Raw genomic sequence first — 26,152 nt, 5'->3', positions numbered from 1 at the left:
AGTATTGCCTATATATAGATGGGGCCCCGTTACATAACGACAACTTAATTAAAAAAGACGGTCTATACTTGCTTGCTCCTCGTTCCTGATGTCGCGGCACAAGTACAGACCGTCTTTTTTATAACTTTGTGAGGACACTAGTCCCATCTATATATAGGATATACCGATAAAGTCTTATTAATAATTTAATTAAGTTTAGGATCTACATAGGAATACTAAAATTTTTGTTCTAATTTAGTATTAGTATATAATCCTCTTTTTCTAAGAAATTTTTCTCAGAAAAAGAGGATTTTTTTATTGTAGTGTCGAAATGTATTAGCAAAGCCGTAATTTGCCAGTAAGGAGGCGATTCCAATGAAAGAGTACAGTAGTGATAAAATTAGAAACGTTGCTGTTGTTTCCCACGATGGTGCGGGCAAAACAGCTCTTGTTGAATCCTTGTTGTTAACTTCTGGTGCGGTTGATTTCGTAGGTAAAGGTCAAGATAATAAACATATTATGGACTTTGAACCGGAAGAAATTAAACGTAATGTAACTATTCAATTGGGCATGGCGCCATGTGAGTGGCATGAACATAAGGTTAACTTCATAGACACTCCAGGCTATAACGAATTCCATGGCGAAGTTCGTGCCGCTTTGCGTGCTTGTGATGGTATGTTGATGGTGCTATCCTCCACATCTGGTGTAGAAACTGACACAGTTCGCGCATGGGATTATGCAGTTGAATTACAAATGCCTCGCATGGCATTTATCAATAAAATGGATGTCGATGGTGCTGATTTCTTTGGCACTATTGAAAGAATGCGGGAATTATTTGGCAAAGGCATTATGCCATTGCAGATTCCTATCGGTGAAGGCGCCGATTTTGAAGGCGTTGTAGACGTAGCGAAAATGACTGCGTTTACTTATAAGGACGGCCAACCAACAGAGGTCGCTGTACCAGCTCACCTTATCGAAAAGGCTCAAGAAATTCGGGAAATGACCGTAGAAGCCGCGGCTGAAGGTAGCGATGAGTTGTTGGAAAAATATTTAGAAGGCGAAGAATTATCCTTAGAGGAAATCCGCCAAGGCTTGCGTGAAGGGATGATTAGTGGCCGTGTGTGCCCAATCATGTGTGGCAGTGCCACATCTCGTATTGGCTTAGATCAAGTATTGGATCGGATGATCCGTTACATGCCGGATGCAACTAAAAAAGTGATGACCGCAACTGATGCGGAAACCGGCGAACAATGTGTTGTACATGTAGATAAACCATTAACTGCATTCGTATTTAAAACATTGTTAGACCCATTCGCAGGCAAACAAAGCTTTGTACGTATCTTCTCTGGTGAACTGAAAGAAGGCGATCGCCTTTATGATGTAAACCAAGGTGTAGAAGAAAAATGGGGCAAGATGGTTACCCTTATCGGGAAGCAACAAATCCCTGTATCTGCTGCAAAAGCTGGCGATATCGTAGTTATACCGAAATTGGCCAATGCTAAGACCGGCGATACATTAACGGCTCCTGACTTTAAAGTGACATACGATGCTATCCGTTTCCCTCAACCTTTGTATACAGTGGCTATGGAACCAGTGAAAAAAGGTGAGGAGGAAAAATTAGCTAGTGCTGTTCTTAAAGTGGCGGAAGAAGATCCTACTTGCGTAGTAGTGAAAAATGCTGAAGCTCGCCAATTACAAATCGATTGTATGGGTGAAGTACATCTCGAGCATATCCTCAACAAAATGGACCGTAAATACGGCGTACAAGCTAAACTTGTGGCTCCATATATTCCATACCGCGAAACCATTAAAGGCTCTGCTGAAACCGAGTCTAAGTATAAGAAACAAAGTGGCGGTCATGGTCAATATGGTCACGTTAAGATTCAAGTGGATCCATTATATGATGGTAGCGAATTTGCATTCGTAGACAAAATTTTTGGTGGTGCTGTACCTAAACAATACATACCAGCAGTGGAAAAGGGTGCCAAAGAAACCCTAGATAAAGGCCTAATTGCAGGATATCCTATGATTGGCGTGCAAGTGACACTCTTGGATGGATCTTACCACAGTGTAGACTCCTCAGAGTTAGCATTTAAAGTAGCTACGTCACAGGCTATCAAGGATGTGATTCCTAAGGCGAAACCAGTCCTATTAGAACCAATCTATGAAGTCAACGTGTTTGCACCAGATGCTTTCATGGGCGACATCATGGGTGATTTGAATAGCCGTCGAGGTCGTGTATTAGGAATGGAACAAAGTGAAAGAACAGGTATTTCTGTTGTTAAAGCACAAGTACCATTGGCTGAAATGTCCGATTATGTGACTGCATTACGCTCCATTACACAAGGACAAGGTGTATTTAACCGTCAGTTCTATACCTATGAAGAGGTTCCACATAAGCAAGCGGAAGAAATTATCGCTGCTCATAAAACCCAAGAATAAGGTAATGGCCACATGCTGTATCTAATACAGTTTGAATCACTACAACTGAATAGACAATTGCATAATGTAACAATTTAATACTGTAACAATTTCATAGCGTAATAATTGACGTAAGTCATAAATTTGAATAGTATTTTACTGAGGCCCTCCATATATGTAGCGTATGGAGGGCTTTTACATAAGAGAATAGCTAGTTCTTTATGTATATATGTGCTAACATAAAAGGTAATATAATTGGTTTATTGTGGTGCCATATTCATAGATATTGTGAAAGGATTGTGTATGTTTTTCTCTAGTATTACCGCAGATTATACAAAAATGGGCTATCCTAAAGCCATTGTGCGCGCTTTGGATTTCTTGAAAAACACAGATTTGAAAGCGTTGCCTGGAGGACGTCATGCCATCGAGGGTGACATGATGTATGCTAATGTAGATGATGTAGAAACAAAACTATTTGAAGCCACAAAACCGGAATCGCATCGTAATTATGTAGATATCCAATTTATGGTGAGCGGCGAGGAAAACATGGGCTTTTTCGTAGATAAAGGTTTCATTAAACCTGTGGAGTCCTATCCGGATCGAGATTGCTATTTCTATCCTAATGAAGCTGTTGATGAAGGGCAAATCCATTGCCCAGAAGGGTACTACACTGTATTCTTCCCGTCTGATGTTCATCGGCCCTTGCTTGCTGTAAACGATAAACCTATCAAAATCCGTAAGGTGGTTGTGAAAGTTCACGTATCTTTGCTCGGTGAGTAGTATGAAACAATATGAAGTTATTGGTGTTATTATAACTCTATTGGGGGCTGTTTTATGGGGTGTATCAGGTGCATCCGTACAGTTCTTAAGCAATTTTAGAAATATGAATTTGGAATGGCTAGTAACTATGCGATTGATTACAGCAGGTTTACTAACTGTTATTTATGCATGGTTTAGATTTGGAAATTCTATCTTTAATGTATTTCATAGTGTAAAAGATACGCTAGGACTCATTGTTTTTGGCGTATTTGGAATGGCCTTATGCCAATATACATACTTCAGATCCATTGCTTTAGCGGGAGCTGGTATTGCAACGGTATTACAATATCTGGCACCATCTATGATTATTATTTATCTGCTTGTTCGCTATGGTAAACGACCATCCAAGGGAGAGATGGTTTCTGTTATACTTGCTTTAGTGGGGACCATTTGTTTAATGGGCAATGATGATGGCCTTTCTATTGAAAGCTTCCCTCTAATGGTTCTCGTATGGGGCCTTTTATCTGCTATCGGTGTAGCTGTATATAGTATTTCTCCTGTTGATTTACTCTACAAATATGGTACCTTACCTATTGTAGGATTCGGGATGCTCATTAGCGGTATTGTAGCCGCTATATTATTTCATCAACCAAACTCATATGCAGTGTGGGACGCATGGACTGTTATTGGTTGTTTCAATGTCATATTTCTCGGGACGATAGTATCTTTCAATGCCTATTTAGAAGGGGTTAAACGAATTGGGGCCGTACCAGGCTCTATTTTGTCATCTATTGAACCTATTTCGGCGGCTTTCTTTGGGTGGGCTTTTTTAGGAAATGAATTTAGTCTATTAGGACTAATTGGTATGGCTATGATTATTTCTACCGTTGTTATCATCGCTTGGGATAGACAACGAACTATTAAACGAGAAGTACTGGCAAAACTGAATAAAACAATATTAGAATAAATCGATAAGAACACATATATCACAGAAATCATTTCGTGGTATATGTGTTTTTTGTTGTAACATAAAGTATATTTTAGATACTGTATACATGCGCCATTTAGTTGACTATTTACATTTCAATTCATATAGTAAATGTATACGTGATTATTAGTTTGTTAAGGAGGTATTTATGTCTGTAAAAGATTTTGTGCAACAACGACGCGATGCGTTAATCGCTATGCGTCGCGACTTTCATATGTACCCTGAGCCTGCTTGGCTTGAGTATCGATCTGCTGCGAAAGTGGCGGATACGCTTATTTCTTTGGGCTATGATGTGGCGTTAGGCGCAGATGTACTCGATTTAGAATCTCGCATGGGCTTGCCTAGTGATGAGGTTATGAAAGCTGCTATGGATCGAGCCATCAAAGAAGGCGCAAATCCTGAGCTTGTTGAAAAGATGGGCTATGGTAAAACGGCCATTGTTGCAACTATGAAGTTTGGTGGTGAAGGCCCTGTAGTAGCATTTCGTGTAGACATGGATTCCAATGATGTCATTGAAGCTAAAGATGATAACCATGTACCCGCAAAGGGCGGGTTCCGTTCTTGTCATGATAAGGCGATGCACGCCTGTGGTCATGATGCACATATGACGATGGGGCTAGGCCTAGCTGAATACTTGGCTACGCACAAGGATGAATTCAAAGGCACTATCAAACTCATCTTCCAACCAGCAGAGGAAGGTGTACGCGGTGCTAAAGCGATGGCGGAAGCAGGCGTAGTAGATGATGTAGATTTGATGTTCGGCATGCATATTGGGTTTAACGAAAAATTATCCAATTGCTTTGCTTGTAGCGATCATGGCTTCTTAGCGACAACAAAACTTGATGCGGTGTTCCACGGTTATTCTGCTCATGCCGGGGGCTCTCCTGAAAAGGCACAAAATGCAATGCTCGCCGGCTGTACAGCAGTTCTTAACTTACAAGCCATCGCTCGTCATAGTCAAGGCGCTTCTCGTATGAATGTAGGTGTTTTTGAAAGCGGTACAGGCCGCAATGTGACGCCTGATGTGGCGGTGCTTAAACTAGAAACTCGTGGTGCTACGACAGAAATCAATGATTACATGATTGAACGGTCGAAGACTATTATTAAAGGTGCTGCAGAAATGCATGATTGTACCTTTGAAATCACAAAACAAGGAGAAACTCCTGCAGGTCGTATCAGTGATGATTTAGCTCGTGAAGTACAAGCTATCGTGGAACCACTTGGGATCTTTAAAGAGGTGCCATTCGATTACAGTGGTGGCGGCAGTGAAGACTGTGCGTACTTCTTGAATCGTGTCATCGATCGCGGCGGTAGAGCAACCTACATGGTAGTAGGTTCTGCTATTAAAGCGCCACATCACAATCCGCTCTTTGATATCGATGAAGAAGATATGCTAAATGGTATCGTTGCATTAGGTACTATTGCAGCTCACTATTTAAAATAAGCTTTATGTACTAGCATCATATGGTTTGTCAGTAATTGATGTAATAGATTGTGAGGTGTTACATGATTCAACGAGAGCGATTGGTTAAAGATTTTGAGGCTATGGCCCAATTGACGGCATCTGGTGAGGGCATTAATCGCCTTGCTTTCACCGATGCAGATTGGGCAGGACGGCAATATATTATAGACCGCATGACTGATGCGGGTTTATCCGTTGAAATAGATGATTTTGGTAATGTCATTGGCTATAAGATTGGTAAGAAACCAGATTTACCAGTTGTCATGGTAGGGTCTCATACAGATAGCGTACCCAATGGAGGTAATTACGATGGTGTGGTGGGCGTGTTATCTGCCATTGAAGTAATTCGTAGCATGACTGACGATAGTTATGAACATGACCATACCATCGCTGTGGTATCCTTCATGTGCGAAGAGTCCGGTCGTTTTGGGAATGCTACACTAGGTAGTAAGGCCATGCGTGGTGAATTAAGATTACAAGACTTACACCGATTGGTAGATAAACAAGGAGTTTCTTTGTACGAAGCATTGAAAGGTCGCAACTTAAATCCCGATGGGATTGAAGAAATGGAATATAAACGACCTGTAAAGTCTTTCACAGAAATTCATATAGAACAAGGAAAGGTACTAGAGCACGAACAGAAAACGATTGGCATTGTGACTGGTATTGCAGCGCCAGAGCGATTCTATGTGACCATTCGGGGCAATGCCGATCATAGTGGCGCTACGCCGATGAACTTGCGTCATGATGCTCTATGTGGAGCTTCAAAAATCATCCTCGGCATCGAGGAGATTGCATCCATGCAAGAGGAGCCACCCGTGGTGGGTACTGTTGGTGTTGTAGAGGTTATGCCTGGCGCGATGAATGTCATTCCTGGTGCTGTAAAGCTAGGGGTAGATATTCGTAGCATTTCTAAGGTAGCTCGCAATTCTGTAGTTACTCTCGTTAAGGAATTTATCGACATTACTGCCGAGAAACGTGGATTATCGTATACAATTGAAACAATTGCACAGGACCATCCAGTGGAGATGCACCCGGCGATGATTCGAGAAATCGAAGAGGCTGTTAAGTCTGTCGGTATAGAGTACATGACAATGCCGAGCGGTGCCGGTCATGATGCGATGCATTGGGCGGAGGCAGTTCCTACGGGAATGATCTTTATTCCATGTCGCGATGGCATCAGTCATAATCCTGCAGAATTTGCTGAAATGGATGATATCGTAACGGGTGCAGAGGTGCTTGATAAGGTGCTTAGAAAACTTAGCTTGGAAGAAACAAAGCTTGTTTAATATATTTCTTTATGTATTTATTCTTTATGTATTTATGTAGTTATATAGATAAGTAGTTATATAGTTATATGATTATACTGTATATAATTAAGTGATTACTTTTACTATTGTTAGGCCTATTAGGTGTAAGACATAGATAGGACTATTGTATTTAGTGTTGTTAGTTGTGTATTGGGTGTAAAGCGTTTATAGAGGGGATATAGCTATCTTGCATCCTATGTACACGGATAGGAGAGTTATGGTTATTACAGGTATTGTTATTGTAGTAGCGACGTTTATAGCTATTATTAAACAGTTTGAAACGCGGCTCGTTTTATTATTATCGGGCTTACTGATGTGCTTTATTGGTGGGCAGCTTGGTGCTGGTACGACGGCCTTTGTGAAAGAACTTACAAATCCAGGGCTTGTACCGACGATCTGTACGGTGTTAGGTTTTAGCTATGTTATGGAATATACAAAATGTACGGAGCACATGGTATATTTCATTTCTGCAGGCCTCAAAAAGATGACGAAAATCATCATTCCTGGTGCTGTTATTATTACGTTCCTGATCAATATTGCATTGCCTACAGCGGCAGGTTGTGCTGCGGCCGTAGGTGCATTATTGATTCCGGCTTTAATTCGTTCTGGAGTACATCCAGCGATGGCTGGTTCTGCTATCTTCTTAGGTACATGGGGTAGTTCCTTGAGCCCAGGCCTTATGTTCAACCCTCAAGTAGCACAACTGGCGGGGGTAGACGTAATGACAGTTATTGCGAGCTTCTCTATGCAAGCAATTATCGGTATAGTAGTGGCCGCTATTTTGCTTAATATTGTGGCTATTGTAAAAAAAGAACATACAGGGTATGTAATGAAAAACGATACTGTAGAGGAAGGCAAAGAGTTTAAAGTAAATTATTTCTATGCAATCATTCCCATTATTCCTCTTGTATTACTCGTACTTGGCAGTAAACAAGTAGCGGTGATTCCAGAAATCTCTGTACCTGTATCTATGCTCATCGGTACTGCTATTGGTATCATTGCCGTGCGTCCTAATGTGGCAGAAGCTGTTAAAAAGTTCTTCCGCGGTACTGGCGATGGCATGTGCGATGTAGTAGGTCTTATGGCTGCTGCAGCGTGCTTCACAGCAGGTATGCAACACATCGGCCTTACTAGTGCACTCATCGATAGTATGAAGAACTCTCAACAAATCGCTCAAATAGGGGCAGCCTTTGGTCCGTTCTTGTTGGCGGTTATCTCTGGTTCTGGTAATGCAGCAGCGCTTGCCTTTAATGGTGCTGTCACACCTCATGCTGCAGACTTTGGTTATGGTATTATGCAACTTGGATCCATGGCTCAAATCGGTGCTGGTATCGGTCGTAGTATGAGTCCTGTTGCAGGGGCAGGTATCATCATTGCAGGACTTGCAGGTATTAACCCTATGGAAATGGCGAAACGCAATGCTGTGCCTTGTATTATTGCGACAGTAGTCATTATGCTATTGTTACTCTAGTCTAATAAAACTATATTGTAAAAGAAAACCCGTCATGATTGTTGTAATCATGACGGGTTTTCTTTGTTATAACTTTAAATAGCCAATCAATATATTTGTATCAAAGCACCAATTCATATGATTTAAACTAGCATGGTAATCAAGATGATTATATATAAGAGACTAATCAATTGATTATATGTAAGCGGCTAATTATATGATTTTTACGCATATATTGAAAGTTGAGATATAAGTAATATTTATGGATGCCAAAGAAAAGAGCAATTTGTTTTTATTGCATTTTCATAATATATTATATGTATTAAAGGAATAGTTGATATACCTTTGTGTCTGCCCAGGTTTTCATAAATGAGTAAAAAGCCTGTACTGGCTTGGATTCAAGGGCGCTATGACGGGTGTACATCCACGTATCACGAGTCATGATATGACCATCGAGCGCTTTCAAGGTTTCCTTAAATAGGTTAGGGTAATCATTACCACAGCTTTGGGTGAGGATGGTGAAGCCAAGTCCTTGGTTGACGAGCTTCATACACGTATCGATGTCGTTTACCTCAATGGTGCGCATCGGCGGTTGTGAGTAGTGAGAATACCACCAATCATCTATAGTTTGTTGTAAATTCGGATCTGTTTGATAGTGAATATATGGCAGACGTGGTAAATTCTCTACGGCACAAGGTGTTTTGTTAAAGAAGCAGAATGGTTCTGACCAAATATGTTCTTTCGATTCTGTCCAAGTGTGAGCACCGCGGATGATGGCTGCATGTAGGCGACCTTCAAGGAAGTCATGGTATAGCTTATAGCTAAGGCCCGTATACATGATGATATCAATGTGGGGATAAGCCTCTTTAAAGGTGGATAAGATATGGGGAATATGATACTTTGCGAATACATTTGAGCATCCTAGGTTTAATGTACCGCGCGGTTCACTACCCATAGCTAGTAGCTCTTGGCGCACCGAAGTATAGGAATTGAGCAAATCTTCGGCGTACCGTACCAGGCGCTGACCTTGATAGGTAAACTCTACACCTCGAGCTTGTCGGTTGATAATGGGACAGTTAAATTCCTTTTCTAATTTTTTTATCCGTTCACTCAATGCCGGTTGCGTCATAAATAGACGACGCGCCGCATAGGTAATATTATTTTCCTCTGCTAAGGTTTTTAAAATTGTACAATCTTTCGTGTCCATAAACTCTCCTTTACATATGTATTATTGTACTCTATCCCATAGAGTTGGTACAGATGAGGGGCCGCTAGGGCTATACAGATTAGATATAACTAACGACTAGATGCTAATAAGAGGAATAAAACTTTCACCAATACACATGGTGAAAGTATAGCGTTTGTAAAGGTTTACACATGCCTGAAAGTATAAAGGAGCAAGTCATGGTTGAGTTAATTTCAAATGGTGTATTTTTATATCACGGTACGGATATCGTTCCTGCAGATTCTAGTGCAGCCCTTGATCAGCAAGAAGTTTTTAATAAAGAGCGCGCCTATAAGGAAACGATGGCGTACCGTATTTTAATGGACCACCAACAACATGAAGGTGATCAAGATTTACGCATCAAATTCGATGCCTTAACATCTCACGATATTACCTATGTTGGTATTATCCAAACTGCGATTGCCAGTGGTCTAGATAAATTCCCAATCCCTTACATTTTGACAAACTGCCATAACAGTTTAGCCGCTGTAGGGGGCACAATTAACGAAGACGACCATGTATTTGGCTTGTCTGCAGTGCAACGATTTGGCGGCGTCTATGTACCTCCTCATCTTGCTGTTATTCACCAATACATGCGTGAAACAATGGCAGGTTGTGGCAAAATGATCCTCGGTTCCGATAGCCATACTCGGTACGGTGCACTTGGTACTATGGCGATTGGCGAAGGCGGTCCAGAGCTTGTAAAACAATTGCTCGGTCGTACCTATGATGTACAACGTCCAGAGGTTATCGCTATCTACCTAGATGGTAAACCTAAACATGGCGTAGGCCCACAAGACGTGGCTCTCGCTATTGAAAAAGCTGTATTTAAAAATGGCTTTGTAAAAAATAAAGTCATGGAATTCGTAGGCCCTGGTATTGAACATTTGTCCATGGACTTCCGTAACGGCATCGATGTAATGACTACAGAAACTACATGCCTTACAACAATCTGGAGAACAGACAGCACTACAAAAGAATTCTTAACACTTCATGGTCGCGGTGATGCGTACAAAGAGCTTAATCCTGGCGATGTAGCTTACTATGATGGCCTTGTTAAGGTTAACCTTGACGAAGTGGAAAGCATGATTGCTATGCCGTTCCATCCAAGTAATGTATATACTATTAAAGAAATCAACGAAGGCGGTCGCGATTTACTAGCAGAAATCGAACGCCAAGCGGTTGAACAATTAGATAATAAATCCTTATCCTTGCAATTGCCTGAAAAACACTTCGATGGCAAATTACACTTAGATCAAGGTATCATCGTAGGTTGCTCTGGTGGTTTGTATGAAAATATTATGCAAGCGGCAAACATCGTACGCGGTAAGAGCGTAGGCTCCGGGCGTTTTGCGTTCAGCGTATATCCTTCTAGCCAACCAATTTACTTAGAACTTATGAAAAATGGTGCTCTCGTAGACCTTATGAGCGCTGGTGCTATTGTGCGTACAGCCTTCTGTGGTCCTTGCTTCGGCGCAGGCGATACACCTAATAACACGGGCCTCAGCGGTCGTCATGCGACTCGTAACTTCCCTAACCGTGAAGGGTCTAAACCTGGCAATGGTCAAATTTCCTCTGTTGCACTGTTAGACTCCCGTTCCGTAGCGGCTACAGCTATTAACGGTGGTGCATTGACTGCGGCAACTGATATCGAATATGATGATGTGGTGCCAGCTTACCACTATGATGATAAACCTTATGAAAGCAAGGTATATAATGGTTTCAACGAACCGAATAAAGATACTGAACTCGTGTATGGTCCATCCATTAAACCATGGCCTTCTATTGAAGAATTGACGCCAAATGTGTTGCTCAAAGTAGCTGCTTACATCGATGATCCTGTAACAACTACAGATGAGTTGATTCCATCTGGTGAAACTTCTTCCTTCCGTTCCGACCCATATGCATTGTCTGAATTTGCCTTGAGCCGTAAGGTTCCTGAGTATGTAGGCCGTGCAAAAGTCGTTCGTGATTGGGAAAAATCTCGTCAAGAAGGTGCAAGCGCAGCAGATTTAGTAAGTGCATACGAAGAAGTAAAACAAGCGCTTGGCCTTACAGAATCTTTAGAGGAGATGGCTAAGTCTACAGCTGTGTCTAGCATGGTGTACGCTAATCGCCCTGGCGATGGCTCTGCTCGTGAACAAGCCGCATCTTGCCAACGCGTATTGGGTGGCGGTGCTAACATTGCTATTGAATATGCTACAAAACGTTATCGCAGTAATGTCATTAACTGGGGTATGTTGCCGTTCATAACTAGCGAAGAAGACTCTAAAACGATGGCAGTAGGCGACTATGTATATGTGCCAAATGTACGTGAACAACTATTCTCTGACTCTGATGATTATAAAGCTTATGTTATCAGCGGAGGCGAGAAGAAAGCAGAAATCACATTGCATTTAGGTCACCTCAGCGATGAAGAAAAAGATATTATCGCAGCAGGTTGTCTCATCAACTACTACGCAAATAGCAAAGCGTAAGTGGTGAACATAAAGGAGTATATTATGAACGGGTATAAAGAAATTCCTGTTACCTATATGCGCGGCGGTACTAGTAAAGGGGCGTATCTGTTAAAAGATACGCTTCCAACTGACCCAGATGCACGAGACCGTATGATTTTAGATTTATATGGTTCTCCTGACGCACGTCAAATTAATGGTATCGGTGGTGCTGATCCATTGACGAGTAAGGTGGCTATCGTAAATCCTTCTGACCGGGATGATGCAGATATCGACTACACCTTTGGGTATGTAGGTATCGCTGATGCGGTGGTGGATTACGAAGGTAACTGTGGCAATATTTCTGCTGGTGCAGGGGTATTTGCTATTATGGAAGGTTTTGTGAAAGCCGTAGAACCAGAAACAGTAGTTCGTATCTTTAACACGAATACAAATAAGGTTATTGAAGCGCATGTGCCAGTCCGAGATGGTAAACCTGTCATTGACGGTGATTTTGCTATCGACGGCGTACCTGGTACGGGTGCTCGTATTACATTATATTTCTTGGAGCCCGGCGGTTCTAAGACAGGTAAGCTACTACCAACAGGCAATGTACAAGACACGATTACATTGGCTGATGGTCGCACAATCCAAGTCAGTCTCGTAGACGCAGCTAATCCAGCTGTATTTGTAAAGGCTACAGATCTTGGTTATGAAGGCACGGAATTACCGGCTTTCACCGAAACGGATGGCGGTGTATTACTCAATACACTTGAAGATATTCGCACTACTGCGGCTGTGATGATGGGACTTGCTCCATCTAAAGAGGCCGCTAGTCCTGCAGTTCCAAAGGTATGCATGGTGTCCGCACCGCAAACCTACGTAGCAAGCGATGGTCGTACTATAGAGGGGAATAGTATAGATATCGTAGCTCGTACAAAGGCACTAGCTGTAATGCATAAAGCTTATGCTGTTACAGGTGGTATTTGTACAGCTACGGCAGCGCTGATTACGGGTACTGTGGCGAACGAAGTAGTGAGCGAACGTGCTAAAGAGACGAATCGCGTTACTTTGGCACATCCATCAGGGAAATTTGACTTCGAAATATGCTTGACCAATGATACAGGCTGGCATGTGGAGAAGGCGGGCGTCGCTAGAACGGCACGACCGATTATGAAAGGCATAGCTTATGTTAAAGGAGAGTAAGAATGAATAAGCTACTTAAAATTGCAATTATGTTTGCCATTCCTCTGGCAATGTGGTTCATTACACCGCCAGAAGGTTTGAGCGTTGGAGCTTGGCGACTGCTAGGTTTCTATTTAATGGCTATCGTTGGTCTTGTTGTTAAACCTTGGCCAGCACCAATTATCTTGTTATTATCTATTGCAGGTTCTGCAATTTTCTTGAATGCTACGAAAAACGTATTGTCTGGTTATGCATCTACCACAGTATGGTTAGTATTCTCTGCGTTCTCCCTCAGTGTGGCGTTCGTAAAAACAGGCCTTGGCCGTCGTATTGCGTACCTATTGATTAAATCCTTAGGTCACACTACATTGCGTCTTGGCTATGTAACTGCTTTATTAGATCTTATTATTTCCCCAGTAACACCTTCCAACACAGCACGTTGTGGTGGTATCGTGTTCCCAATCATGAACTCTGTAGCAAAAGCGTTAGGTTCTGAGCCTGGTGAAAGCGCTAAAAAAGCTGGTTCTTACCTCATGGTTAACACATACATGGTAACTAAGGTAACAAGCTTGATGTTCGCTACAGCAATGGCACCAAACTTATTGGCTGCTGACTACATGAACAAAATCCTCGGTGTAGATATTAACTGGGGCCTTTGGGCATTAGCACTCGTAGTACCAGGTCTTGTAATGCTTCTCATTACACCTGCTTTGGTATACTACTTAGACAAACCATCTATTCAACACATCGACTCTCATGCGATTGCTGATGAAGGTTTGAAAGAACTTGGACCTATGTCTGGTCGCGAGAAATCTCTTATTGCTATCTTTATTCTTGCCTTAGTTGGCTGGGCGTTGCCTTCCATCTTGACGCAAGGCTTTGGCATTAAATTCTCCCTTGATGCAACAGCAGTAGCTATCGTAGCCATGGTAGCAGCGCTTGTAACAGGCGTAATCAAATGGGAAGATATGCTTGAATCCAAAGGTGCTTGGAACACATTGATCTGGTTCGGTGGTATCATCGGTATGTCTAGTGCGTTGTCCAAGGTTAAATTCTTTGAATGGCTAGCTGACTTTATGGGTACACACTTCAACTTCGGTGACAACCCGATGTTGGCTCTTATTATCATTGGCGCTATCAGTATCGCTGTTCGTTACTTGTTCGCCTCTGGTAGTGCGTACGTTGTAGCCATGCTTCCAGTATTCCTTACTGTAGGTAAAGTAGCGGGTGTAAACCCAATGGCGTTGTCCTTGTTACTAGCTGCTACAAACTCCTACGGTGGTGCGTTGACTCACTACGGCGGTGCAGCGGCTCCAATCGTATTCGGTGCCGGTTACAACACAGTTAAGAGCTGGTGGATTATCGGCGGTATCTTCGCTATCATGTGCTTCATCGTAAACCTTACAGTGGGCTACGCATGGTGGGAAATCCTCGGTATCCTATAATACCTAACTAGAGACAATAGTTATTCTATACATATAGAATGATCATCCCCTAGGTAGTGAAAGTTTTTAAACTTTTACAAAACAACATAATGAAAGAGCTGTCCCAGAATCAGTAATATCTGAGTTCTGAGAACAGCTCTTTTTATTTGTTTATATAGTTTCTTTAATGCATTTGCACTATTTTCGTTGTATTACGGCGTTACTTTAGTTTTAACGCAACCCATAGGGCAGCGCCGATAAAGGTAAGGCTACATGCCCAGAAAAGGGTTGTGAAGCCAAATTGAGCGGCTACGATGGAACCACCAAAGGAGCCTAGAAAGTAACCCATAGACAAACAAGACTGATTGTACGAGAATACTTGTCCCGTATATTCCTTAGGTGTTTTTGATGCTAAATAGGTATTGAGCGCAGGTAACATACCACCTAGCCCAAAACCTTGCAAGAAACGGATAAACCCAAGTACATACACAGAGTCCACATAGGCTTGCGGTATATTGAGTAGACCTACATAGATCATCGAGTAGATGAGCACCTTTCTAGGGCCTATACGGTCTACTAATTTCCCGAGTGGAGAGCTACTAAAGAATTGGGCGATACCCATGGCAGAGAACACAGCACCAGATATGAAGGCTATATTTTCCGTATTGCTTGGTAGCATTCCTTTAATGTAAACCGTCATAATGGGGGAGATGGCGGTAACCGAAATGGCATACAGGAAGGAGGTTGCAGATAAAGCGACTAAACTAGAAAACTCAGGTAAGTGAGTTTTTAGATTTCTAAAGGTTTGCTTCTCAACAAGTGGCTTTGGAACATAGTTTTCATGTACCAGCATTGCCGTCAAGCCAAAAGAGATAAGCATAAGGGCCCCGATGATAAAGAAGTCATTTCGAATACCTACTACATCACTGAGATACCCTCCTACAAGCGGACCGGCTAGTGAGCCTGCAAGGCTAAAGGATCCTATAATCCCTAGAGCCCAACCTGTATGGTTTTGCGGTGTTTCTGACGCGATAAGTGTTACCGATGCGGGGTAAAAACCGCTTACTAACCCTTGCAATGTACGAACGAGGAACACACCTTCTGGTGTAGTCTGAAAGCCCAATAATATACTACATATAGCCATACCAAGACTAGAGCGTATGAGGGTAATCTTACGTCCCTTACGGTCTGCTAATCGGCCCCAGAAGGGAGCTGCTAAGCAGACAATGAGGAAGGTGATGCCCATGGAGGCACCGGACCATTGTGCTATCGATCCCGTATCGCTTAAGCCCATTTCATGGAAGTATAGAGGGAGAATAGGGCTTACCTGACTAATCCCGAGGGACATGAAGAATATGCAGAATGCGCAAATGTACACCGTTCGTTTCCACGTTTCCAAAGTATCCCTCCTTTAGTCTTTCTTTTTAACTTCTTCCCAATCGCTTAAGTCCGGAAGTTTATTGCTTGTTATAGATTCTTGAATCCAGTAGTTAATAGAGGTTAAGTTGCTAGATTCCCGTTTAAAGCCATATACGATGTCATCTTCTACGTCATCTTCTATAGTGATATAGAGAGAAATGTGTAAGTTTTTACCTTTTCCGCGCTCGATGAAGTAGCTAATACCCGGATCGTCGAGGTTAGATGGGCGAACCGCAATGATATCATACGTGCCATTGGCTACGCCTTCTAAGGCATCCTTAATCATTTGATTGGAAAGTTCATATTGATTGAGGTAGAAGATATCGTTGTCACAAGTTAATACATATTCTCGAGGAGGCGTAGTATTTTTGTACTGTCTTTCCCATCTTTCATCAATAACAGGCAATGTAGCATGATCATAGAAGTCTTTAATTAAAGCGAGACCTTCAGGAATGGACATTTCTTTAAAGTATCTTATTTCATATACCGTAGGCTCCACGTTTTCATCCTGTCTGCTAGTATCCTCAATGTAGCCGTATAGATAGATAGTACAAGAGTTTTTATCTTCATTGTGGAACATAACGATACTGTACACATCGTAAATTACGTTTTCTATGGATTGACGATTATCATAGATGATAAAACTGAGGTATTTTTGTGTATCCCATTCACGCTCGATGAACGGCCAGTCGTATTTATTGGTGCGCCAACCAGTAGTAGAGTCCTCGAAGATTTCTAATACATCAACGGAGTTTTGCGGCCATGCAGGTGGCATAGGATTACAAGTTGTAGAAGATTGTTTTATGCCTTCTTTGTACTGATAGTGTCCATTAACTAGTTCAAAGGCTTCTAATCGTTCAGATGCTTCGTCAGGAATTGCCAACGGCTCACCAGTACCTAACCAATTATCGTTTCTTGTGTTGAGACGATTGATGCTTTCACGAGCATGCTCGTAGAACGTAACGGCTTGGTCTAAATCAGGTTCTTTTGTAATGGCACCAATTTCGTAGCAATAGCCGGCGGCCAGTTGCCATAGATGGTCCGCATAATCATAACTACCGTATCTATCGAAACATTTGCTAGCCTGATTGACGCACTCTATGGCGGTTCTTATAGCAGGGGTATTACCTTTTTTGAAAGTAAATACATAAGCGAGATACGGCCAAATAGCGTCAAGCGTGTAAATAGCTGGTTGTTGCAACAAGTGAGCAATGCGAGACCAGTCTTGAGACTGACCATCGATATTCAAGGTGCGAAGAATGATGGCTTGCATGGTAACATAAGCGTGGTCGTTAAAGTCTAAATAATCTGGGCTTATAGCAGCACGCTCATAGTATTTGAGGGCCTTTTGAATATTCTGAGGAATTCTTTTGTTAGACTCACATGGTTTTGCATAGTACTCGGCAGCTTCACGCAAACACATGCCATTATTCATGGCGGCACCGCGCTCAAAATATTCGAGCGCTCGTTCATGCTCCCCGCGAGACTTACAAATATCGCCAGCTAAATACATCATGAGTGGCAAACCTGCTGCAGCCCCTTCAAAAATGACTTGTTCTTCCATTGCACTATTATCTTGCTCTATATAGGTAATGCGTAAGTTGCGGTATGCAATAATAAGGCCTGCTTCGGCGGATTTACGCAACCATTTCTGAGCAATGGTAGTTATTTTATTTGCGAACCTACGTTGATCTGCTTGGGCAAACAAGCCTTTTAAGAAACGGACAAAGGCAGATGGTTCACCTTCGTTAGCCACCTTTTGAGCCGATGGTAAGATGTGGTAATCCCCCCATTGGTATACATTGGCAATGGCGTAGGCACAGTAAGAACAACCCTTTTGGGCTCCCTCATAGACGCGCTGGAATGCTTGATCCTTCGTCATAGGCAACTCTTTTTCAATAGTTGGTGTAAGGGCACCAGAGGTACGCATAGCTTGTAAAATAGCGATGGCACTGCCTTTGCGTATAGCCGTATGTAAATAACTATACGCCTTTGTGTCATCCTCAGGAAAGCCTGCTTCAATCCACGTGAACTGAGGGCCAGAATAGACGCGTGCCAAAATAGCATACACATCGCCGATACCTGGAATCTTTTGACCTTCCTCGTCAAGTTTCACAAGGGCGTCAAGCTCAGCCTTACCCTCCCAAGCGATATCTTTATTACATTGATGGAATATTTTATTGAAAGACTGCTGTATTTGATCAGTAAAATAAAAACTCATGCTCTCTCCTCCGCATAATATCAGTAGAAGCTGATAACATATGTAATTTCAGTATACTATTAGTGTTTAGAGGAACACAATATAAATATTCTGAATTTGCTAAGGTGAATAGGGATATATTATTTAATCACAAGTAGCGATATTATATGGTTGATGAATCTAAGGATAAGGTGAAAGTTAAGATTTTCCTTGACTTTCATTCTATAGAAACATTATAATCAGATTATAATTTTATACTCGCCTAAAGAAACCGATGAGGTGGAGATAAAAATAGGAAATGCACTCACAGAGAGCGGGATTAGCTGAGAACCCGTAGTACGCAGCTTATTAAATGGACCACCGAGGGCGCATGGAACAGAATGAACTTTCATTCCTAGTATGGTGCGACGTCACACGAGCGTTAGTCGTGAGGGATATGTTAGTATCCTGCGAAAGGGGAATGCACTGCATTCAAACAAGGTGGTACCGCGATTTATAGCATAATACAAGTATTTTCTAATACTCTTGTAAAGATAGAACTATAGACTCGTCCTTGACGTTACATTGTCATGGGCGAGTTTTTTTATTGGCAAACGCCAGATGGAGGTTTTCATGATTTTCCCTAGTCTTGACCGTGTGAAAGCTATCGCACCGGGCTACGATATCGTGCCTGTATATATGGAAATTTTATCCGACGTACGCACACCAATTAGTGTGTTGAAAGCGTTAAAACAAGTGAGCAGTCATACGTACTTGCTTGAAAGTGCGGATAATAGTAATCATTGGGGTCGTTACTCCTTTTTAGGCTACGACCCTAAGATTGAGCTTTTCTGTAAAAATCATAAAATGACTATAAAAGACGGTACCACTCGTACTTTTGAGTGCTCTGATCCTGCCGCAGAAATTCGCAATATTTTGAGCCAATACAAAAGCCCTCGCTTAGAAGAGTTGCCAACCTTTACAGGTGGCTTTGTAGGGTACTTTGCTTGTGAATATATCCGCTATATCGAGCCAACATTGGACTTCCCAACACTAGATGATGACTCTGCTATGGTGAACGATGTAGACCTTATGCTCTTTGATAAGGTCATCGCTTTCGACCATTATAAGAATAAAATCTACTTGATTGCTAACATCAGCACAAATGATTTAGAACGTAACTACAACAAGGCTGAGCTTGAACTTAAAGCACTAGCTGATCTCGTAGTAAACGGCAAAGAGGCGGACATTCCAAAAGGCATCCTTAAAACAGAGTTCACTTCTGAGTTTACAAAGGATGAGTTTGAAGAGGTTGTTAAAAAGACACAGCACTACATTAAGGAAGGGGATATCTTCCAATGTGTTGTATCTAATCGTCGTGAAGCTGAGTTTGAAGGTAGCTTGTTAAATGCATACCGCGTATTGCGTACGTTGAACCCATCTCCATATATGTTCTACTTATCTGGTGGCGATGTAGAGCTTACAGGTGCCTCGCCAGAAACATTGGTAAAATTAACGGACGGCAAAATGTATACCTTCCCAATTGCAGGCACTATGCGTCGCGGTAAAAACGAAGCAGAGGATCTCGCTATTGAGGAAAAACTCATCAATGACGAAAAAGAGTTGGCTGAACATAACATGCTCGTTGACCTTGGCCGTAACGACTTAGGTAAAATTTCTAAATTCGGTTCCGTAAAAGTAGAGGCGTTACACATGTTACAACGCTTCTCCCATGTTATTCATATTACATCTACTGTGAGCGGTGACATTCAAGACGGTAAAGATGCTCTCGATGCTATCGGTGCTACATTGCCAGCAGGTACTTTGTCCGGAGCCCCTAAAATTCGTGCTATCGAGATTTTACATGAACTAGAAAAAAGCCCGCGCGGTGTATACGGCGGTGCTGTAGGTTACATCGATTTCTCCGGTAACATGGACGTATGTATCGGCATCCGCATGGCCATGAATAAAGGTGGCAAGGTTTACGTTCGAGCTGGCGCTGGTATCGTTCGCGATAGTGTTCCTGCTAGTGAATATAACGAAACCTTGATCAAAGGCCAATCCATGATTTCCGCAATTACAGATGCACAGGAGGTAGAATAATGGTACTCCTTATAGATAATTATGATAGCTTCTCCTTCAATTTATACCAATTAGTAGGCTCTATCGATCCAGATATTAAAGTCATCCGCAGCGATGAATTAACAGTTGAAGAAATCCGTGCGTTGAAACCAGACTATGTGATACTTTCACCAGGACCTGGCAGACCAGCTGATGCGGGCGTATACGAAGACCTATTGCGCGAATGCAAAGGTGAATTCCCAATCCTCGGCGTATGCCTCGGTCACCAAGCCATCGGCGAAGTATTCGGCGGTACCGTTTCCTACGCTAAGCAAGTTATGCACGGCAAACAAAGCGTAGCCAAACAAGTACACCCGTCCAAAATCCTTAAAGATGTACCTGAACAATTCGAAGTAGCACGCTACCACTCCTTGGCAATCATTGACGAAACCATGCCAAGCGAACTCATCGTTACATCCATTACAGACGACGGCGAAGTAATGAGCGTAGAACACAAAGACTACCCAATCTACGGCGTGCAATTCCATCCGGAATCTATCATGACACCGAACGGGGAACAAATGATTCGCAATTTCTTAGAAAAATAACCACTGTTTAATTTAGGTATTCGAGGGGCCATTCTTAGGCTCTAGAACGATAGGGCAGAAATAAGGTCTCTCGGAACTCCAAGTGGCCACCGCCCCACTACGTGGGGCCGCCAAGTCGTTCCTTAAGACCTTATTTCCTGCCAACTCAACCTTGGCATTACCTACTTAATAGCCCCTCTACAATATATATATCGAACAGTAACTATATTTTCTAAAGAAATATGCGAATCAGAACCCCTAATATAAGAGAAAGTGGTGCGTAGCACCACCATTCCCACTCTCCCTATAAAGGGATGACCTGTGCGTTACTCCATATAATGCGCAGGATCATTTAAGAGATATTGAATTGTTGTTCATTTTATTGTGTGTGTGACAGTGAGTAGGGCATAAAAAAGATTAAGTGTCCTAGTGTTTATGTGAGTTCACGGGGTTCTAGGCCCGACTTTGGCCCTGCGAAGGCCGCAGGCCGTAGTCAGACCCGGCCAGTGGAGGGCATAGGTCCACGTGAATCACATGTAGCATTAAAGTAGGTATATGCCCTATTAACGTTGAACCAAAGAAAATGAACAACAAGTAAGGAGCTATAAAATGATTAAAGACGCATTATATGCAGTAACGCACGGTCAGAATTTATCCTACGACCTTGCTAAAGATACAATGAACAAAATTATGAGCGGCGATGTAGCCGAGGTTCCTATGGCTGGTTTCTTATGCGCCCTTGCAGCGAAAGGCCCAACTGTAGATGAGGTTACGGCGTTTGCTGAGGTTATGCGCGAGAAGGCTGGCTCCGTGCCTCATAATGGCACTGTTGTGGAAATCGTAGGTACTGGTGGTGACGAGGCTAATACATTCAACATTTCTACTACATCTGGTTTCATCATTTCTGCAGCAGGTATTCCTGTAGCAAAGCATGGTAACCGCAGTGTATCTAGTAAATGTGGCGCTGCAGATTTGATCGAAGCGTTGGGTGCTAAATTAGAGCTTAACGGCGAGCAAAACGAAGCGGTTCTTAACAGAGCGAATATGTGCTTCATGTTTGCTCCTGTGTATCACCAAGCTATGAAATATGCAGGCCCTGTACGTAAGGCTTTGGGCGTTCGTACTGTGTTCAACATCCTTGGCCCTTTGGCAAATCCAGCGGGCGCTACGGTAGAGTTGATGGGTGTTTACGATAAATCTTTAGTAGAACCATTGGCTCGCGTATTGGCTAATCTTGGCGTAAAACGCGGAGCCGTGGTACATGGCTTCGACGGTCTTGATGAGATTACAGCTACCAACAAAACGTACGTATGCGAAATTAATAATGGTACTTTCACAAATTACGAATTCGATCCTAAGGAATATGGTTTCGAATACGCTGATAAAACTGAGCTTGAAGGTGGCGACGCAACAGTAAATGCTGAGATTACACGCCGCGTTCTTGGGGGGGAGCAAGGCGGTAAACGTACCGCAGTTCTTCTCAATGCTGGCATGGCGATTTACCTTGCAAAAGATGGCATTACATTAGCAGAGGGCATTGAAGAGGCGAAACATATGATCGACTCTGGCAAGGCGCTTGCTACAATGGAACAGTTTGTGAAAGCAACCCAAGAGGTGTAACCATTGATTTTAGATAAGATTATAGAGGCGACCAAAATTCGGGTAGCCCAAGAAAAACAGGTGGAATCTCCAGAGTCTGTGAAAGCAGCGGCTTTAGCATTACCATCTGATACAGGATTTCCTTTTGAAGCAGCCCTTCGTCAGCAAGATTTTAACTTCATTTGCGAAGTAAAGAAGGCATCTCCATCAAAAGGCATCATAGCAGAGCACTTCCCGTATTTAGAAATCGCCAAAGAATATGAAGTGGCTGGTGCGGCTGCTATTTCTGTTTTGACGGAGCCAGATTTCTTTAAGGGTGATAAAAAATACTTACAAGAGATTGCTAGTACCGTAAAAATCCCCGTGCTTCGCAAGGACTTCATCATCGATGAATACCAAATCTACCAAGCAAAGGTATGGGGTGCTAGTGCCATCCTCTTGATTTGCGCGTGCTTAGATGTGCCTACGTTAACAAAGTTCCGTGAGCTAGCTGACTCGCTTGGCTTATCCTCCTTAGTAGAGGCTCATGATGAGCATGAGGTACAAATGGCTATCGATTGCGGTGCCTGCATTATTGGCGTTAACAATCGTAACCTCAAGGACTTCACTGTAGATGTACAAAATAGTGTGCGCTTGCGCAATCTCGTTGAAGACGATGTAATCTTTGTATCTGAAAGTGGCCTTGAAACGCCGGAGGATATTCAAGTATTGCGGGATAACAATATCGGTGTAGCCTTGATGGGTGAAACCTTCATGCGTTCTCCTAATAAGGTTGAAAAATTAGCCTATCTTTATGGACCGACATACTATACACCTAAGATTAAGATGTGCGGTATCTCTAAGGTGGAGACTATCCCTGCTGTAGTAGAGGCAAAGCCTGATTATATGGGCCTTGTATTTGCACCAAGCAAACGTCAAGTCACTGTTGACCAAGCAAAAACCTTAGTTGAAGAACTACATAAACAGTACGCAAATCGATATAACAGAAACGCAGAACAATACAGTAATGATGTAGTACAAGATGGAACAATAATTAACGCATTGCAAGAAGAAACAGCAACTGGTGATGCGCATGAAGGGACACTGACTAGTACAGAAAATATAAGTCCGACACTTATACATCAAGAATTTATTAAAACAGTAGGCGTTTTCGTCAATGAAACGCTAGATAATCTCGTTAGCATTGCTACAGAAGCCAATCTTGATGTGGTGCAATTGCACGGTGATGAAGATGAAGCTTTCATCCAATCCTTAAAAGGACGTACTAATGTAGAAGTTTGGAAGGCTGTTCAAATCCGTATTGCTGCAGATGCAGAGGCGTGGATTGATAGCAGTGCGGATATGCTATTATTTGATGCGTACCACAAAGACGAGCGCGGCGGTACAGGTGAAGTATTTGATTGGTCTTGCTTAGATGAGTTTGAACGACCGTTTATGCTGGCTGGTGGTATCGATAGCACCAATGTGGCGCGTGCCATTCGTACGGTTCGACCGTATGGCATTGATATTAGTAGCGGTATTGAAACAGATGGCGTGAAGGACGATGAGAAGATTACAGCTTTCACCAACATTGTGAGAACAATAGCAATGCCATAATATGGCGTGCTAGCAGAAATGGTATATAGAAAGGTAAGTTATATGAGTGAACAAAGACATGGCTATTTTGGCTCCTTTGGTGGCCAATTTATGCCAGAAACATTGATGAATGCAGTCATCGAATTGGAAGAGGCGTACAACAAGTACAAAGATGATCCTGATTTCGTACACGAACTTGAGGATTTACATAAAAAATATACAGGTCGCCCATCCCTTTTATACTATGCAGAACGCATGTCAAAGGACCTTGGAGGTGCCAAAATCTATTTAAAACGTGAGGACTTAAATCATACGGGTTCTCACAAGTTGAATAACGTTATCGGCCAAATGCTATTGGCAAAACGGATGGGTAAAACACGCGTTATTGCTGAAACTGGCGCAGGTCAACACGGCGTGGCAACGGCTACTATCGCTGCATTGATGGGCATGGAATGCGAAGTATACATGGGTGCAGAGGACTGTGAACGTCAAGCACTTAACGTATATCGTATGGAATTGCTAGGCGCTAAGGTGCATCCAGTAACAACAGGGACTAGTACATTGAAAGATGCGGTTTCCGAAGCGTTGCGCGAATGGACAAACCGCATGTCTGATACACACTATGTATTGGGCTCCGTTATGGGGGCTCATCCATTCCCTATGATCGTACGCGATTTCCAATCCATTATCAGCCGTGAAGCGCGTGAACAAATCCTTGAAGCAGAAGGCAAATTGCCAACAGCTATTATGGCTTGTGTAGGTGGCGGCTCCAATGCGATGGGAATGTTCTATCACTTCATTCCAGATGAAGGTGTTCGTCTCATCGGTTGTGAAGCAGCAGGTCGCGGCATCGATACAGAGGAACATGCTGCGACAATCGCAAAAGGTTCTGTTGGTATCTTCCATGGCATGAAATCCTACTTCTGCCAAGACGAAGATGGACAAATCGCTCCAGTATACTCTATCTCTGCAGGCCTCGATTACCCTGGTATCGGCCCTGAACATGCGTACTTGCACGATAGCGGTCGTGCTGAATACGTGCCTGTTACAGATGACGAAGCAGTCGATGCCTTTGAATATTTATCTCGTTTGGAAGGTATTATTCCAGCCATTGAAAGTGCTCATGCGGTGGCACATGCACGTAAAATTGCTCCTACTATGAGCAAGGACGACATTATTATTATTTGTTTATCCGGTCGTGGCGACAAAGACGTGGCGGCTATGGCGAAATACAGAGGGGTGGATCTTCATGAGTAAAATTAAAGACGCTTTCATAAAGGGCAAGGCATTCATCCCATTCATTAGTGCTGGTGACCACGGTATTGAGAATACAGAACGTTATATTCGTATTATGGTGAAAGCCGGTGCGGACATGGTAGAAATTGGTATTCCTTTCTCTGACCCAACCGCGGAAGGCCCAGTTATTCAAGAGGCGAGCACGCGTGCTCTCTCCACAGGCGTAAAAATCAATGATATCTTTGATATGATGCGTCGTTTACGTACTGGTGATGATGCAGTGACTATACCGCTCGTATTCATGACTTATTTGAATCCTATTTACGTATTCGGTCGTGAAAAATTCTTTACCCTCTGTGAAGAGGTGGGAATCTCTGGTGTTATCGTGCCAGATATGCCGTTTGAAGAAAAAGGCGAGCTCGCTAGTGTGGCTCATAAGCATGATGTTGAAGTGGTATCCTTAATTGCGCCAACATCTGAAAACCGCATTGAAATGATCGCCAAAGACGCTGAAGGCTTTGTGTACTGTGTATCTTCCCTTGGCGTTACAGGCATGCGCAGTGAAATTAAGACGGATATTAAATCCATCGTTGAAACGATTCGCAAATATACAGATATCCCTGTCGCTGTTGGTTTCGGTATTTCCAAGCCAGAACAAGCAGAAGCTATGGCGCGCGTATCCGATGGAGCCATCGTAGGCTCTGCTATCGTTAAAATCGTGGCAGAACACGGTGAGCATGCGGATCAAGCGTTGTTTGATTACGTACAATCCATGAAACAAGCTGTTCTAAAGGCTGGCGCATAACATAATAACTCATATAGTCTTGGGAAAAAGTATATAGGGGATAACACAAAAGG

General features: G+C 42.7%; 18 protein-coding genes. 15 read left to right on the top strand and 3 right to left on the bottom strand.

Translation table 11 applies throughout. From position 1 onward, the window contains the following. Positions 1 to 354 precede the first annotated feature (354 nt). The 6 genes from fusA (at position 355) to dcuC (ending at position 8,390) form a co-directional block, all read left to right on the top strand. Positions 355 to 2,421, top strand: a complete 2,067-nt coding sequence (gene fusA / locus KHY58_RS07840; RefSeq protein ID WP_195213534.1) for an elongation factor G — start codon at positions 355 to 357, stop codon at positions 2,419 to 2,421. Positions 2,422 to 2,703: 282 nt separating this feature from the next. Next, positions 2,704 to 3,180 (top strand): YhcH/YjgK/YiaL family protein, encoded by a 477-nt coding sequence (locus KHY58_RS07835; RefSeq protein ID WP_195213533.1) that lies wholly within the window; start codon positions 2,704 to 2,706, stop codon positions 3,178 to 3,180. 1 nt (position 3,181) lies between these two features. Next, positions 3,182 to 4,126 (top strand): DMT family transporter, encoded by a 945-nt coding sequence (locus tag KHY58_RS07830; protein WP_278472867.1) that lies wholly within the window; start codon positions 3,182 to 3,184, stop codon positions 4,124 to 4,126. Between the two features lie 169 nt (positions 4,127 to 4,295). Beyond that, positions 4,296 to 5,591 (top strand): amidohydrolase, encoded by a 1,296-nt coding sequence (locus KHY58_RS07825; protein ID WP_195213531.1) that lies wholly within the window; start codon positions 4,296 to 4,298, stop codon positions 5,589 to 5,591. A 62-nt stretch (positions 5,592 to 5,653) separates the two neighbouring features. Beyond that, positions 5,654 to 6,898, top strand: coding sequence for a M20 family metallo-hydrolase (locus KHY58_RS07820; RefSeq protein ID WP_278472863.1), 1,245 nt, complete (start codon positions 5,654 to 5,656; stop codon positions 6,896 to 6,898). Positions 6,899 to 7,136: 238 nt separating this feature from the next. Continuing rightward, positions 7,137 to 8,390 carry a C4-dicarboxylate transporter DcuC gene (gene dcuC / locus KHY58_RS07815; RefSeq protein ID WP_195213529.1) on the top strand — a complete coding sequence of 418 codons (1,254 nt, stop codon included), beginning with the start codon at positions 7,137 to 7,139 and terminating at the stop codon, positions 8,388 to 8,390. 301 nt (positions 8,391 to 8,691) lie between these two features. Here dcuC and KHY58_RS07810 read toward each other — a convergent pair whose 3' ends face one another. Beyond that, positions 8,692 to 9,576: a LysR family transcriptional regulator gene (locus tag KHY58_RS07810; protein ID WP_195213528.1), complete on the bottom strand. Its 885-nt coding sequence runs from the start codon at positions 9,574 to 9,576 to the stop codon at positions 8,692 to 8,694. 197 nt (positions 9,577 to 9,773) lie between these two features. Here KHY58_RS07810 and KHY58_RS07805 point away from each other — a divergent pair, with 197 nt between their 5' ends. From KHY58_RS07805 to KHY58_RS07795, 3 genes are read left to right on the top strand one after another with little or no spacing between them, the layout of a single operon-like run. Continuing rightward, positions 9,774 to 12,071 carry a hydratase gene (locus tag KHY58_RS07805; RefSeq protein WP_195213527.1) on the top strand — a complete coding sequence of 766 codons (2,298 nt, stop codon included), beginning with the start codon at positions 9,774 to 9,776 and terminating at the stop codon, positions 12,069 to 12,071. Between the two features lie 24 nt (positions 12,072 to 12,095). Next, positions 12,096 to 13,235, top strand: coding sequence for a 2-methylaconitate cis-trans isomerase PrpF family protein (locus KHY58_RS07800; protein WP_195213526.1), 1,140 nt, complete (start codon positions 12,096 to 12,098; stop codon positions 13,233 to 13,235). 2 nt (positions 13,236 to 13,237) lie between these two features. Then, on the top strand, positions 13,238 to 14,659 hold the full coding sequence (locus tag KHY58_RS07795) for an anion permease (RefSeq protein ID WP_008603176.1): 1,422 nt from the start codon (positions 13,238 to 13,240) through the stop codon (positions 14,657 to 14,659). A 199-nt stretch (positions 14,660 to 14,858) separates the two neighbouring features. Here the strand turns inward: KHY58_RS07795 and KHY58_RS07790 are convergent, their stop codons facing one another. Beyond that, positions 14,859 to 16,037 carry an MFS transporter gene (locus KHY58_RS07790; RefSeq protein ID WP_008603175.1) on the bottom strand — a complete coding sequence of 393 codons (1,179 nt, stop codon included), beginning with the start codon at positions 16,035 to 16,037 and terminating at the stop codon, positions 14,859 to 14,861. Between the two features lie 12 nt (positions 16,038 to 16,049). Continuing rightward, a complete protein-coding gene (locus KHY58_RS07785) occupies positions 16,050 to 18,278 on the bottom strand; it encodes an SEL1-like repeat protein (RefSeq protein ID WP_195213525.1) in 2,229 nt (742 codons plus the stop codon). Between the two features lie 591 nt (positions 18,279 to 18,869). Here KHY58_RS07785 and KHY58_RS07780 point away from each other — a divergent pair. From KHY58_RS07780 to trpA, 6 genes are all read left to right on the top strand, one after another. After that, positions 18,870 to 20,339, top strand: coding sequence for an anthranilate synthase component I family protein (locus tag KHY58_RS07780; RefSeq protein WP_195213524.1), 1,470 nt, complete (start codon positions 18,870 to 18,872; stop codon positions 20,337 to 20,339). After that, the gene (locus KHY58_RS07775) at positions 20,339 to 20,905 is read left to right on the top strand and encodes an anthranilate synthase component II (protein ID WP_005387556.1); all 567 of its coding nucleotides are present in this window, start codon (positions 20,339 to 20,341) and stop codon (positions 20,903 to 20,905) included. The genes KHY58_RS07780 and KHY58_RS07775 overlap by 1 nt, the downstream gene beginning before the upstream one ends. Before the next feature lie 588 nt (positions 20,906 to 21,493). Next, on the top strand, positions 21,494 to 22,504 hold the full coding sequence (gene trpD, locus KHY58_RS07770; RefSeq protein ID WP_278472853.1) for an anthranilate phosphoribosyltransferase: 1,011 nt from the start codon (positions 21,494 to 21,496) through the stop codon (positions 22,502 to 22,504). Positions 22,505 to 22,507: 3 nt separating this feature from the next. Beyond that, a complete protein-coding gene (gene trpC / locus KHY58_RS07765; protein WP_278472851.1) occupies positions 22,508 to 24,079 on the top strand; it encodes an indole-3-glycerol phosphate synthase TrpC in 1,572 nt (523 codons plus the stop codon). Positions 24,080 to 24,121: 42 nt separating this feature from the next. Further along, the gene (trpB, locus tag KHY58_RS07760) at positions 24,122 to 25,315 is read left to right on the top strand and encodes a tryptophan synthase subunit beta (protein WP_278472848.1); all 1,194 of its coding nucleotides are present in this window, start codon (positions 24,122 to 24,124) and stop codon (positions 25,313 to 25,315) included. After that, on the top strand, positions 25,308 to 26,099 hold the full coding sequence (gene trpA, locus KHY58_RS07755; RefSeq protein ID WP_278472846.1) for a tryptophan synthase subunit alpha: 792 nt from the start codon (positions 25,308 to 25,310) through the stop codon (positions 26,097 to 26,099). The genes trpB and trpA overlap by 8 nt, the downstream gene beginning before the upstream one ends. The last annotated feature ends 53 nt before the right edge of the window (positions 26,100 to 26,152 follow it).

The sequence above is a fragment of the Veillonella parvula genome (assembly GCF_018366295.1).
Classification (GTDB): domain Bacteria; phylum Bacillota; class Negativicutes; order Veillonellales; family Veillonellaceae; genus Veillonella; species Veillonella parvula_P.
This window is presented reverse-complemented; position numbering and strand designations above follow the sequence as displayed.